The 12,544-nt window shown below is 47.3% G+C and carries 12 protein-coding genes; 3 read left to right on the top strand and 9 right to left on the bottom strand.

Features of this window, described 5'->3' with window-relative positions; translation table 11 throughout:
- Nucleotides 1-84 precede the first annotated feature (84 nt).
- The 5 genes from ACJJI4_RS09985 to ACJJI4_RS10005 all read right to left on the bottom strand — a co-directional run bounded on the left by ACJJI4_RS09985 (nucleotide 85) and on the right by ACJJI4_RS10005 (nucleotide 5,516).
- On the bottom strand, nucleotides 85-1,389 hold the full coding sequence (locus ACJJI4_RS09985) for a hypothetical protein (protein WP_444927955.1): 1,305 nt from the start codon (nucleotides 1,387-1,389) through the stop codon (nucleotides 85-87).
- A gap of 252 nt (nucleotides 1,390-1,641) precedes the next feature.
- Nucleotides 1,642-2,472: an IQM protein middle domain-containing protein gene (locus tag ACJJI4_RS09990; RefSeq protein WP_444927956.1), complete on the bottom strand. Its 831-nt coding sequence runs from the start codon at nucleotides 2,470-2,472 to the stop codon at nucleotides 1,642-1,644.
- A gap of 273 nt (nucleotides 2,473-2,745) precedes the next feature.
- Nucleotides 2,746-3,600, bottom strand: a complete 855-nt coding sequence (locus ACJJI4_RS09995) for an alpha/beta hydrolase family protein (RefSeq protein WP_444927957.1) — start codon at nucleotides 3,598-3,600, stop codon at nucleotides 2,746-2,748.
- The gene (locus ACJJI4_RS10000; RefSeq protein WP_444927958.1) at nucleotides 3,593-4,528 is read right to left on the bottom strand and encodes an alpha/beta fold hydrolase; all 936 of its coding nucleotides are present in this window, start codon (nucleotides 4,526-4,528) and stop codon (nucleotides 3,593-3,595) included. Before ACJJI4_RS10000 ends, ACJJI4_RS09995 begins: the two co-directional genes overlap by 8 nt.
- A 127-nt stretch (nucleotides 4,529-4,655) precedes the next feature.
- Nucleotides 4,656-5,516, bottom strand: a complete 861-nt coding sequence (locus tag ACJJI4_RS10005; protein ID WP_444913151.1) for a LysR substrate-binding domain-containing protein — start codon at nucleotides 5,514-5,516, stop codon at nucleotides 4,656-4,658.
- Between the two features lie 230 nt (nucleotides 5,517-5,746).
- Between ACJJI4_RS10005 and ACJJI4_RS10010 the strand changes: the two genes are divergently transcribed.
- Both ACJJI4_RS10010 and ACJJI4_RS10015 read left to right on the top strand, forming a co-directional pair.
- Nucleotides 5,747-6,922, top strand: coding sequence for a thiolase family protein (locus tag ACJJI4_RS10010; RefSeq protein WP_444908172.1), 1,176 nt, complete (start codon nucleotides 5,747-5,749; stop codon nucleotides 6,920-6,922).
- Between the two features lie 11 nt (nucleotides 6,923-6,933).
- Nucleotides 6,934-7,371: a cupin domain-containing protein gene (locus ACJJI4_RS10015; protein WP_444927959.1), complete on the top strand. Its 438-nt coding sequence runs from the start codon at nucleotides 6,934-6,936 to the stop codon at nucleotides 7,369-7,371.
- Nucleotides 7,372-7,410: 39 nt separating this feature from the next.
- Here ACJJI4_RS10015 and ACJJI4_RS10020 read toward each other — a convergent pair whose 3' ends face one another.
- From ACJJI4_RS10020 to cadR, 3 genes are all read right to left on the bottom strand, one after another.
- Nucleotides 7,411-7,815 carry an acyl-CoA thioesterase gene (locus ACJJI4_RS10020; protein ID WP_444917263.1) on the bottom strand — a complete coding sequence of 135 codons (405 nt, stop codon included), beginning with the start codon at nucleotides 7,813-7,815 and terminating at the stop codon, nucleotides 7,411-7,413.
- Nucleotides 7,816-7,918: 103 nt separating this feature from the next.
- A complete protein-coding gene (locus ACJJI4_RS10025) occupies nucleotides 7,919-8,755 on the bottom strand; it encodes a metallophosphoesterase (protein WP_444927960.1) in 837 nt (278 codons plus the stop codon).
- A gap of 21 nt (nucleotides 8,756-8,776) precedes the next feature.
- Nucleotides 8,777-9,211, bottom strand: a complete 435-nt coding sequence (cadR, locus tag ACJJI4_RS10030) for a Cd(II)/Pb(II)-responsive transcriptional regulator (RefSeq protein ID WP_444897465.1) — start codon at nucleotides 9,209-9,211, stop codon at nucleotides 8,777-8,779.
- 77 nt (nucleotides 9,212-9,288) lie between these two features.
- On the opposite strand from cadR, the gene ACJJI4_RS10035 reads away from it, so the two are divergent.
- Complete coding sequence (locus tag ACJJI4_RS10035; RefSeq protein WP_444927961.1) at nucleotides 9,289-11,475, top strand: heavy metal translocating P-type ATPase; 2,187 nt, start codon at nucleotides 9,289-9,291, stop codon at nucleotides 11,473-11,475.
- Nucleotides 11,476-11,490: 15 nt separating this feature from the next.
- On the opposite strand, the gene ACJJI4_RS10040 is transcribed toward ACJJI4_RS10035, so the two are convergent.
- Nucleotides 11,491-12,507, bottom strand: a complete 1,017-nt coding sequence (locus ACJJI4_RS10040) for a PH domain-containing protein (RefSeq protein WP_444927962.1) — start codon at nucleotides 12,505-12,507, stop codon at nucleotides 11,491-11,493.
- Nucleotides 12,508-12,544: the final 37 nt, after the last annotated feature.

The following is a 12,544-nucleotide window of genomic DNA, read 5'->3' on the forward strand; positions in this document are numbered from 1 at the left end:
TAAAACACAAGTGTTGACCTATTCTGATCTCAATATAGATATTGTGGGTAGATCTTGTAATCTCACATTATCCCTTGCAGATCACTAACTTATATGTAAATCATTGCTCTCGGAAAAGTCTCTTAGTGTCTTCATATATTTTTCTACATACTTTAGAGCACTTTCTTTGCTAACTAGCGGTTCGCAATATCCAAAAACGAACACCCCTTCTCCATCTATTGTACAAGTCACTAGCATGATCGGGTGTTCTCCATGTGTTTGTACCGTCATAACTACACCAAAGTCAAAGAACTCCAAAGGGCCCGTATACTCACCTATATCCCCTACATTGGATACGCAAATCCCAGAGGGAAAGTAACCTTTAGCAGTGCTAGAATCTTTAGCCAAATGTTTAATATCAACAAGGCTGTAATCGGGCACAATTGGAGGCTTAAAAAAATTCCCTCGCCTCACCTGCAAATAGAATTTTCTTTGAATTAAACGTGCGAGGCTCAATAAGTCAAGACTAGTTTCATTTGATGATAAGGATATAGTTAACGCAATTGTACATTCCCCAATAACATCCCGTTCTATCTGGTGTTTACACAAACATTGTGCATTTATAGGCAACATTAACTCTGCTGTTGAGCGGAAACCTGGTAATGACTGGGCGGCTATAATCGCAATGGCATTATAGATAGAGGTGACCTGCACATTCTCATGTTTTGAAAGTAAATACAAAAGAGAAAATAATTTTTTGGGTAGGACCCGATACATAGAACATCCCTTTCGAAGGGAAGCATTTACTGCCTGCTCTACAGGCCACTTTGGAGAAATATCATTTCCGTCACCAACTGCCAACTGTCTTTTATTAAGGTGTTTTATGGAACTAACATAATCCACCACCGATTTTTTCATTATCGAAGCAGAGGATTCATCTTCAGCCCCGCCTCTCAAGTACCGATCCAAGTCTCTAACTAGGAGTAATAAGGAGCGTCCATCCATGGCAGCATGGCTTACCATAAAAGCAATCCACTTTACTTCTTCATGATCATTCACATAAACCGTGAAACGATAAGCATATTTATCCAGCTCAAGAACTTTACTTCCTAATCGCTTAAACTCTTCCTGATAATTTAAAGGCAATGCATCATGCTTTATTTCAAAAGGAATAGATTTAAAAGCTACATCACAGAGCCAATAAGCATGATGATTTTTTTCTACACGAGAACGGAGCATTGGGTACAGATTATGGAGATATTCCATTCCCTTTAGTAATTCCTCAATACCCAGAGACCTACAGGTCCTGAAGAAGACGGCTAGTTGAACTGCACCGTTAGACTTTTCGGTCAACTCTACAAAGAGTGCTTCCTGAGCCCCAAGCTTCCGAAAAGGTTTTACTTTATTCATTGCAGGCTCTTCCCAGTGGGGAGATCACTGCCGACAGTATAGAATGAGAAAGCGCTATTGCCACATAACATCTATAAAAATCGATTCAAGATAACCACGAGGCATGCACAAAAGAAATCATAGCCGTAAACGCCAAAAACAAGGCTCACATAGCTTAAGAAACTTGCAAATCGCCTAGAAAACCCACATCGCCGCACTCCAGATATACTCGAATATAGTTAGACAAAAATAAAACTATACGCTAAACAACCTTCACCGCCATCTACATTCAGTCGAAGTACTAAAGCCTATATCCGTATATCCTAGCAACAATAACTGAGCTCGAAGTTGATCAATGGCAACTGGAGTGGGCCGATAATGGCCAGAACAGGTGTTAACAAAAACTATCTTTCCACCCTCCGCAACAATCTCACCCGCAGCTGCAACACTGCCTCCTGCCAGAAACGTCGAATGAGCAAAGACTGGCTTTGGATAAAAGTAACTTGAATATATATTCCCATTTTTATCCATAACATAGATAGCAGCTCTACCATTATAGTCTTCTGCCTGTTGTGCACGCCTAGTATCAAAAAGCTCACCAGTAGAGTCATAAATCTTCCCATCCATCACCGATAGTTTCGTCCCCTCTCTCTGGAGATCGGTGTAATAAATAACATATGCAGGACACATATATTTAAATTTTTCAAGACACCTTACATCTTCACCCTTGTATTTTGAATGAAGTTCAAAAAGCCTGTAGTTTTTTATTTTTGAATTACCATGTACCGCAACACTAGAGCTACTTTCATTAGCCCTATTCGTATCGTTCATAGTAAGAATCCACTGGGAGATTCCTTCTGGTGCACATCTGCCCGTATTAACCCCATGGTAATTACATGTATTTTCACCTGACCACCAGTCAGTTGGTCTAGGCAATACACTATTGGAAAGACCTACTTCCATTAAGTATTCTGATGTTTCATTTACTTTACTGCTCTCAACTATAAATGACCTATCACGGTAAGTCATACCGCTTGAGGGCTGACCACAATGGAGCGCAGTCAAAAGCAAGGCAATAACTTTCTTTAGATTCTTGACGACCATTAACGGTAACTCTTTCGCAACTGTAAAGGACAGGAGAATACAGTGGGCTCAAAATGCGCTGTGAATAGGTGATTATAAGCTTTCAGCCAGCATCTAAGCCTATATTATCCCGCACGCACTGTATTTTTCTTCGCAAATTTAGGTTATTCAGTCATCAAAACCCACTCTAAGAAGAACACCCAAGACTAACCAGCAGGACCTGATATAGAAGAGTAAATAGCATGACGAGTGGGACGACTTCTAAATCAAAATAGAAATGGTCCCCTTAGATGCTCAAGCCGCAGTATTCAACCAACCTAAAGCATCCCTCCACAAACTATCTTCGTAGCGCGCCTTGAAGAAACCAAAATGACCTATTGGCTTTGTGTCCACGGCTTTAGCATTAACAATCTGTATTTCGGTATTTGCATTACAATAGAACGCCTTGAGAGCCTCCACAGCCTGTAGCGGAGCGAAATCTATATCATCATCGATGTGTAGAAACTTCATGTTGCACTCCAGACGGGAGAATCCATCTCGTACGGGACTTCCTCTCTGGTCGACAATATAGTCTTTATGGCGCCCCCAGTAGGCCCACTGCCGGGCAATACCTGCGGGTAAACTCTCACCTCCGAGGAAAAGGCCTGGAACCTGCCCCAAAATATTTGATAAGAGCGGAATCATAGCGAACCATGCAAACAATATTTTGGGCCTCTGACGCAATCCCCAGTGACCCCAATACCCGCTTTGGGAGGATACACAGTAGACACTAGCAAGTTGGGTATTGTTATCTGCGAAGCCAATAATTTGGCCCCCTACACTATGCCCCACACAATGCCAGGTTAACGTTTTATATTGGCTAGTAGACCAATCGATAACAGCGGCCAAATCGTACTCTCCCCACGCGCTCATAGATAGTCGGGAGTCTCGTTGATTGGCAACCGCAGACTTACCAATACCTCGATAGTCATAGGTCACTACCAGGTAGCCATTCTTAGCCAGGAATTTTGCAAATCCAGCATAATGACCCTGCTTAACCGCCGTAGCTGAATTTATGATTACTCCCGCTTTAGGCGGACCTTTTGGTGAAAATAGCGTTGCCCCGAGAGATAGGCCATCCTGAGTTACTATTCGACATTCTTCAATCATTACTTGAGACCTCCATGTCTTGGTCTAATACAAAATTTATGAGAGGACCCAGCACCACATCCGGAGCCTCCAGCTCAGGGAAATGTCCAGCTTCTGCTACGCGTAGTAGAGAGGCCTCCGGGATCATATTCAAACTTGAATGCTTACAAGTACATTTATGAGAAAGGTCCCGCTCCCCCCAAAGAAATAAGGCTCTCACTGTTAAGGGTTTGGAGAAAAGAGTACCCTGCAAAGGAGATTCGCCGACTAATAATCGTTGAAAAGCTGACGCCAGATTAAAAGTTGCTCCATGTTGGTAGGCTTGTTGGGCCAATTCATTAAACGGTGTGATCAGCTCACTCTTCCCTAGCGCAGCTTCAAACCAGGCAAGTGTTCGCTTACGTTTCAGAGCTTTTAGCAACAGCTGACTTACAATTGGCTTGCTAAGCAATCCTCGTGGATCTCTCCCTTCCTTCCATCTCAACATTTCTCCCCAGCTCGGTACTTGAGATAGCACTATGTGGTCAAGCAAATCTGGGCGCTTGTACGCAAGTGCAATTGCTCCAAAGCCGAGTACGCATGGAGCAACAAGCGTCACACATCCAAGGGCAAGGTTTTGTAAAAACACCTCGGTAAGACTAACCAAAGATGCAAAGTTATAATCAAGATTCGTTGAAGGAATGGAAAAACCAAAGCCAGGTGGTTCAAATATTACAACGGTGAAATCACTTGGAACTTGGCTTACAAGATAGTCATAATGCTCAATAACAACTGGCGGATCTGCTTCAAATACAATTACACGGCTGCCTCGCCCTATCTTTCGATAGCGAATCACACAAGAGCCCAAATCCATAAACTGAATACCATCTCTTGAGTGAGCTGCGTACCCTTTAAGGGTTTGACTTTTAAGCAAACTCGGCACAAAGCCATCTATAACTGCCGATATCATACTCTGGCCACCTGATTACTTTAGATACTCAATCAGATAATCCTAGGGAAGTGACAACACTGCGACAAATGGGTTTTTCCTTAGGCTCAGGCAAGAAAATCTTGTCTGGGAAAATAAAGCTAGGTGATTAACCTTCTAGGGAATGGACAACTTCTATAAACCAGCGAACAAATCCTTCAATAATTTCGTTACCCTCCAATGACTTGCTAAAGGCAAGATACAAAGGAGCCAGCTCACTGAATTTTTCAGGGTAGAGTAGTTCAAGCTCTCCAGATCTGACTTTAGGCGTTAGTGCGGGAAAGTATCCCATTGCGACTCCCAACCCTTGCTCGGCCATCTCGAGTACGGGTTGTAAGCCATCACAAGTCAGCGTCTCATTGAATTCAACTGATAAGCCCCAATCTGCCGACCATCTTTGCCAACCCAGCTTATCTGTAGACAATTGGATCTGATTTGCTCGATCGTTCTTCAAGTAACCCGGCGCGCAAACCGGTGAAATTCGCACCCTTGAGATCTCCCGGTAACACAAATCATCATTCGACTCCTTGTCATAACGTATAGCAACCTGCAGTTCGCCAGGATCTATGCTGGCGCGAGCGATTTGAGACTCGATACTAATACACACTGTGGGGTATAGCGCTTTAAAGGATTTGATATTTGGGGCGAGTACTGTATTGGTCAGAAATGGAATACTGTGGATGGTAAGTGTTTTATTTTGATCCCGCGCAAGTAAATCCAAAGTTGCCCGTCGAATCACTTCCAGTGCCTTGGCAATTTTCAGATGGTATTCCCTACCAACACCCGTAAGTTCAATAGTTCGATTGAAACGAATAAATAGCTTGGTTTGCAACTCCGCCTCCAGCGTTCGTATCTGGTGCCCAACAGCGGAAGGTGTTACATGAAGCTCTTGTGCAGCGTCCTTGAAGCTTAAGTGCCGAGCAGCCGCATCAAAGGTTACCAGCAAGTTAGTCGAGGGAAGTTTCCGCATGAAGAATACTGTGATGCCATACCATTATTTTGTGAATGGCAGATTATCATGGGTACTACAGGCTCCCTCAACGTGTTAGCTGCCAAAATTGAGGAGAATCTAGCCCAAAACAACCCCTCCCTTTGGAGCGGTTACGCTTGAAAGCAGCTCCAAACTCACCTCCCTCCTGCAAGCCCCTCTATCTGATCTAATGTAAACACATCCCCTCCCCGATCGTGTGAGCTACACCCATGAGAGATGTCGCCGTTGTTGCCTATTGCCGAACTGCCATCGCCAAAGCCAGGCGGGGTGCGCTGAATGAAACTCACGGTATTTCTATGGCTGCCCATGTCCTGAGGGAGGTGGTTTATAAGGCGGGTTTAACGCCACAGGAAGTGGAAGACGTTGTGTTGGGGTGCGGCTTACCCGAGGGGGCTACTGGGCACAATGTCGCGCGCAACGCGGCACTATTTGCCGGCTTTGGGTCTCAAGTGCCGGGTTTTACTATAAATCGCTACTGCGGCTCTGGCCTCAATGCGGCTTCTATTGTGGCCAACCGTATTGCCGCAGGCGAAATGCAAATTGGGGTGGCCGGTGGCGTCGAGAGTATCAGCCTGGTGCAGTTCAACTTGAACCTGAACCATTTTGTCTATGAGCCCTTACAAAAGAAAGTGCCGGCAGTTTGGTGGACCATGATCCAAACGGCCGACTATGTCGCCGATCAATACAACATCAGTCGTGAAGATCAGGATCGCTATGTGGTTGAATCACAAAAGCGTGTTGCCGAAGCTCAAAAGGCCGGAAAGTTTGCCGAGGAAATCACGCCGTTTGATACGGTAATGGCAGTGAAAGATAAGGAGAGTGGCGAAACCAATCGCCTGAAAGTCACCTTGTCAGAAGATGAAGGCCCCCGCCCCGGCACAACCATGGAAGCCCTGTCTGCGCTGGAACCGGTGAACACAGGAGGGACGATAACTCCCGGTAATGCGTCCCAGTTATCCGATGGGGCCGCAGCGGTCGTCATGATGGATGCTGAACTGGCAGCGCAGAGAAACCTGCCTATTCTGGGGCTGTTTCGCGGTATGCAGCTGGGAGCGGTAGCGCCAAAAGAGATGAGTATTGCGGTAGCGCCAGCGGTCAGTCGCCTTATGAAGCGCCACCAACTCACCCAGGATATGATTGACCTTTGGGAGCTACATGAGGCTTTTGCCGTAACCACCCTATACAACCAAGCTGAACTCAAAACCCCTTGGGACATTACCAATGTTAATGGCGGTGCTATTGCGCTCGGCCACCCCTACGGTATGTCGGGCATCCGCTATCTGGGTTCAACCCTATTAGAACTGGGCCGGCGCGACGCCCATCGGGCAATTATTGGTGTCTGCACTGCCGGCGGTATGGCGACGGCTGCTTACTTAGAGCGATAAGGAATCAGCCCATGAACACCTGGAAGCCTATGGCTGCCCTAGTATTATTGCTAATGCTCCCCTTGGTGGGTTATCTACAGGAAAATATGCAGGGGGTAAAATTTGACACACTGGTAGAATCGACCAAGGATTGGGCCGGAGATACCCTACCCCAATATCCAGAGGGGCAGCCAGAGCTCTCTGTGGTGCGTGTGACAATCGAGCCAGGCGCACGGCTACCAGTGCACAAACACCCCGTACCTAATAGCGTCTATGTTGCCGAAGGCACTTTAAGAGTTACCCTCGTTGACCAGGATAAAAGCCTAACTTTGGATGAGGGGAAAGCCTACGTTGAAGTCACCGATATGTGGCATTTTGGGCGCAATGAAGGCGACAAGCCGGCGACACTTATCATTTTTTACGCTGGTGCTAAGGGAATTCCGACAACGGTCTTTCAAAAAGATAATTAGGAAGCACCCTACTCTAATAACTTGCCAATGAATTGGCAGCTAACTGACGCGCAGCAGGGCCTCTCTAAGATAGCCAGGTAATGGGGTCTTTAGCTTTTCAGGGGATGACAGGGTGACATAGGTAACATTGGCGGTGAACGCTAGTATCCCATTATCCAAAAAGCCTTTCGTTTGAAACGTAAAAGAGTGATTACCAATATCCGCAACAGAAACATGGATATTTAATTCTTGATCCCAGGTTACAGGGGATAGAAATTCCAGGTTAAAAGCTCTTACAGGTGTAAGAAAACCCAGTTGTTTCATTCTGGCGATAGCAGGCCCTTCAAGCAGAACAGCCATTGCATCATGGGTTGCCTCAAGTGCAAACGATGAGAACCTTGGGGTGTATACGATTCCCTCGGGATCACAATCCCCGAACAGTACTTTTCGCTTGACGGTTATCATCGTATCAACCCGTTATTTCTTATCTGGGCTGGAATTATATGTGAAGATCCCCGCTCCATTCCTACCAAACCTCCTACCCAAATCCATCAGTGAGAGATCAAACTCAAGGACCAAATATGGATAATACAGTTACTTCTGGTGGCACCAGGAAACGTACTGGCAAAATACTAGTCCCTACCCCAGGGCTTACATAGAGGTGTTTATCACCTTCCACAACATGCCCAATAGCAAAACGCTGCCCATAACTTGAAGGGACTATGGGCCGCCCAATAAACGGCAAGTAGACCTGGCCCCCGTGAGTATGCCCGGCGATAGTTAATGACAGCTCCGCAGGCAGTTCGGGGAAAATATCCGGGTTATGAGTGAAGGCCAATATCGTCTCACCCTCATCTATCCCCTGCATTGCTTTTTTAACATCGTGAGGCCCCTCCCAAAAATCACTGATTCCCACTAGCCGTAATTTACATTCGCTACTAACCAGACTTACTGACTTATCCTCAAGCACTGAAATCCCCTGGCTTGCAAGGGACTGCTCAACCCGCGCTGCATCAAGCCACCAATCATGATTTCCCAATACGGCAAACACCCCCATCGGGGCCTTGAGCTCTTTAAGAATTCCCGCTGCATCCTCCGGCGGAACGAATTTACCTCCAACAACCCCCTGAATAACAAAGTCGCCGGGTAGGAGAATAAGGTCGGGTTGGCTTTTATTAACAGCCTCAACCAGGTTTTGTAGGCTCTTCCGCCCCTTGTAAGGGGAACCTACATGCAGGTCAGCAAGTATCGCGACCCTTAGCCCGTTACATTCCTTTGGCCAGGTATCTACGACAATATCATCTTCATTAATTCGGAAACTTGCTGGCTCAACGATAAATGCCCATACGGCCAACAACAAACCAATACAAAATAATACGATAAAAGTTATACGCCACTTACTCAAAACAAGGCCCAAAATTTACGACTAACACTCATTATTATTTGCCGGATGGCCATGACAGCTACAATCTGTCAGCTCCCGCATAATGTCACAGGCATTAATTGCCTGACCACCCTCACATCGATTGCGTAAATCTACCAAGCTTTTTCGCAACTGCTTGAGCGATTCCAGTTGTTTTTCGACTCTTTGAATTTGATCATCAACCACGCTATCAATATCAGTGCAGCTTTGCGATGGAGCCTCTTTTAATCTCAACAGGTTGCGAATATCCTCGAGGGGGATATCCAGAGAACGACAGTGGCGAATAAAACGCAGTTGTTCCAGGTGAGACTCTGAGTAGAGCCGGAAATTACCCTCTGAGCGAGCGGGCTCTGGCAGTAGCCCTGCCTGCTCGTAGTAACGAACCGTTTCCACTTTGCAGCCCACTCTCCTGGCAGCTTCACCAATTTTGTAAGCCATGCCACTCCCTCTTGACTCTATAGTTACTAGAGGGATTGTAATACTGGCTCACCGACTGATCTATCCGAGAGTGAATAATGGTCAAGCGCGATTCCAGCTGTGGCTGCAGCGGGGCAACCCAAGCCGCAACCATGACGCCGATTCAAAACACCAATAACAACAGCGACAAAGGTGACCTGTCCCTGTTCTCCATCAGCAAGATGGACTGTCCCACTGAGGAGGGGTTGATACGCGCCAAGCTCTCCGGCATACAGGGAATTTACCAGCTGGACTTTAATCTGGTGCAGCGAATCCTACAGGTGCGCCACGCGCCAGGTATGGAGAGCAAGATCCTCAACACCCTAACCCCTCTTGACCTGGACGCACGCCTGGCCACGGAAGATGACATCGATTCCGCGCCACCTGCCACCCATGCAAACTGGTGGTTATTGGGCGCGGCCGGTTTGGCGGCGATTGCCTCCGAGGTCGTATTCTGGTTACAGGGGGGAAACAATTGGCTGGTAATGATACTGGCCCTGGCCGCTATCGCTGGCGGCGGACTCACGACCTACAAAAAGGGCTGGATTGCGCTCAGCAATCGCAACCTGAATATGAACGCGCTGATGTCCATCGCGGTCACCGGCGCCCTGCTTATCGGTCACTGGCCCGAAGCGGCAATGGTGATGGTGTTATTCACCCTGGCAGAATTAATTGAAGCCAAATCCCTGGATCGTGCCCGCAATGCGATTCGGGAGTTAATGGACCTGGCCCCGGAAACCGCCACCGTACAGGGGCCAGATGGCGAGTGGGTTTCCATGTCAGCCAAGACTGTTCCGGTTGGCACAACCATCCGGGTGCGCCCCGGCGAACGTATCGCTCTAGATGGGGAAGTAATACGCGGCAATTCAGCAGTAAACCAGGCCCCAATTACCGGAGAGAGCCTTCCGGTAGACAAAGGCCCTGGAGATGAACTTTTCGCCGGCAGTATCAACGAATCCGGGGCACTCGTGTACCAATCTACGGCTGCTGCCAACGATAACCTGCTCGCCCGAATCATTCATGCGGTGGAAGCCGCACAAGGTAGTCGCGCGCCAACCCAGCGCTTTGTCGACCAATTCGCCCGCTGGTATACGCCCCTGGTATTTGCAGTGGCACTGGCTACTGCGGTAATACCGCCGCTACTTTTTGCCGGCAGCTGGATGGAATGGATCTATCGCGCACTCGTGTTACTGGTAATCGCCTGCCCCTGCGCACTGGTAATCGCAACTCCTGTCACCATCGTAAGCGGCTTGGCATCGGCCACCCGCCACGGAATCCTTGTTAAAGGCGGGGCCTACCTTGAGCAAGGGCGCCACCTTCGCTGGTTGGCATTGGACAAGACAGGAACCATCACCCATGGCCTGCCAACCGTCACGGATTTTAAAGTGTTAGCGCCAATGCCCGCGGAAGAGGTACAAACCCTGGCGGCGAGCCTAGCTGAACGTTCCGATCATCCGGTATCCAGGGCCGTACTGGAGTTTGCTCAGATTCCCCACGAACGTCTGCAAGAAGTGGATACTTTTGAAGCCCTGGCCGGGCGCGGCGTCAGGGGCAGAATTCAGGGGGATCAGTGCTACCTGGGTAACCACCGGCTTATTGAAGAATTGGGCATTTGCTCCGCCGAGCTGGAGCGCCAATTGGGAACCCTTGAGGAAGAAGGGAAAACTGTTGTGATGCTGACCCGGGAGAACTCCGTTCTGGCGATATTTGCTGTCGCCGATACCGTGAAGGAATCGAGCCAACACGCCATTGAGAGCCTTCACAAGCTGGGCGTGAAAACACTGATGCTTTCCGGGGACAACCAGCACACTGCAGATGCGATTGCTAAACAAGTCGGCATCGATCGGGCTGAAGGCAACCTACTGCCGGAAGACAAGCTCAGAGAGGTGGAGACTTTATCTGGAAAAGGCCAGGTTGGCATGGTTGGCGATGGCATTAACGATGCCCCCGCCTTGGCCCGTGCTGATATAGGGTTTGCGATGGGAGCAACGGGAACCGACACAGCGATAGAAACCGCTGACGTGGCCCTGATGGACGAAAATCTGGGCAAGATCGCCACCTTTATTCAACTATCTCGTTCAACGGCCCATATTCTTTGGCAGAACATTATCTTGGCGCTGGGCATTAAAGCGGTCTTTCTGGTGCTTGCTTTTGCCGGAGAGGCAACCATGTGGATGGCTGTTTTTGCCGATATGGGTACCAGTTTGTTAGTCGTCTTTAATGGGCTCCGAGTGATGAGAAAATAATCAATCCTACTCAAGTTAGTCAGTGCTGGAGAGCGGCACCTCTAAGTTATTCTTAGCATCGATCACAGCGCTGATTAATTCCGCCGGCTGATCAACTCCAATATAAATCCGTCTTACCTTCCCAACTTGCCTGTTTAGTTCGATAAGAATATTTGGATTACCGGAAAAGTTAAATCGTTTTACAGCTTTCGACCTTGGGATGTAACCAGAGTTGTGGGTTATAGATTGGATATCGCTTAGGTGAATAACCTTCTGATTAAAGAGGCCATACCTTACTATGAGGTAGTCATTATTAAGAGATATAGGTCTACGCCCCATTGACCTATATTCTGCAACCAAAAATAGAAGCCCAAACAGAGTTAAAAAGCTGACAATATTTGCTGCCATTGGCGACCAAATAAAGTGTAAAAGGAGATGTACTATTGGTAGTTCGAATAAAATAATAAAAATGAATCCGAGAGCAGTAGTTTTTGCTCCATCCTTCAAATGATAACTAAAATGCTTACTCCCATGATATTGGCTTGGGTCAATGCGATGACCAAGGAACGTGAACATCCAAACACGGGCCTCGAACTCCAATATTTGTGCTAACAGTCCCCCACCGGTATATTTCTCCACTGACGAGCGTATTGCGATATCAGGATCGTCATGGTTGATAGTTGCCGCCCTAATTGCCGAACACATTGTAGCTATAGCCGTCACTTCAACTATAACCAAGCCTGCCAATAGCAAGTATCTCCCCATCTCCAGGTATGGCCAAAGGACTTTACTTTGATTAGGGATAATGTAACTTCCAACCAATACTACCAGGCTCCCAAAGACCAGTATTTTTAGCAGTGCGTCCCGCTTATTTTCGGAACAAATTAAACACAGAATAGGTAAAACAATAAGGCCATCTATCAGTAGCAACCACTCGTAATTAGCGCGACCGTAATCATTTAGGGGGCCGTTAGAGCTATAGTATAAGCCCCAAAAAATGGAGATACAGATTAGAAATAGAAGTGGAAAAATCTTTTTTAGCGCCGCGTTCATTGCTTACCCTATCGAAAGAAGTGCAACGAGCAAAATT

The sequence above is a fragment of the Microbulbifer maximicatervae (SeqCode) genome (assembly GCF_052467305.1).

Excerpts from the sequence above, each read along its gene's own strand:
- cadR (WP_444897465.1), bottom strand. The coding sequence starts at position 9,211 with ATGGCTTACAAAATTGGTGAAGCTGCCAGGAGAGTGGGCTGCAAAGTG.
- ACJJI4_RS09995 (WP_444927957.1), bottom strand. The coding sequence starts at position 3,600 with ATGATTGAAGAATGTCGAATAGTAACTCAGGATGGCCTATCTCTCGGG.
- ACJJI4_RS10005 (WP_444913151.1), bottom strand. The coding sequence starts at position 5,516 with ATGCGGAAACTTCCCTCGACTAACTTGCTGGTAACCTTTGATGCGGCT.
- ACJJI4_RS10020 (WP_444917263.1), bottom strand. The coding sequence starts at position 7,815 with ATGATAACCGTCAAGCGAAAAGTACTGTTCGGGGATTGTGATCCCGAG.
- ACJJI4_RS10040 (WP_444927962.1), bottom strand. The coding sequence starts at position 12,507 with ATGAACGCGGCGCTAAAAAAGATTTTTCCACTTCTATTTCTAATCTGT.
- ACJJI4_RS09990 (WP_444927956.1), bottom strand. The coding sequence starts at position 2,472 with ATGGTCGTCAAGAATCTAAAGAAAGTTATTGCCTTGCTTTTGACTGCG.
- ACJJI4_RS10015 (WP_444927959.1), top strand. The coding sequence starts at position 6,934 with ATGAACACCTGGAAGCCTATGGCTGCCCTAGTATTATTGCTAATGCTC.
- ACJJI4_RS10000 (WP_444927958.1), bottom strand. The coding sequence starts at position 4,528 with ATGATATCGGCAGTTATAGATGGCTTTGTGCCGAGTTTGCTTAAAAGT.
- ACJJI4_RS10010 (WP_444908172.1), top strand. The coding sequence starts at position 5,747 with ATGAGAGATGTCGCCGTTGTTGCCTATTGCCGAACTGCCATCGCCAAA.
- ACJJI4_RS09985 (WP_444927955.1), bottom strand. The coding sequence starts at position 1,389 with ATGAATAAAGTAAAACCTTTTCGGAAGCTTGGGGCTCAGGAAGCACTC.
- ACJJI4_RS10035 (WP_444927961.1), top strand. The coding sequence starts at position 9,289 with ATGGTCAAGCGCGATTCCAGCTGTGGCTGCAGCGGGGCAACCCAAGCC.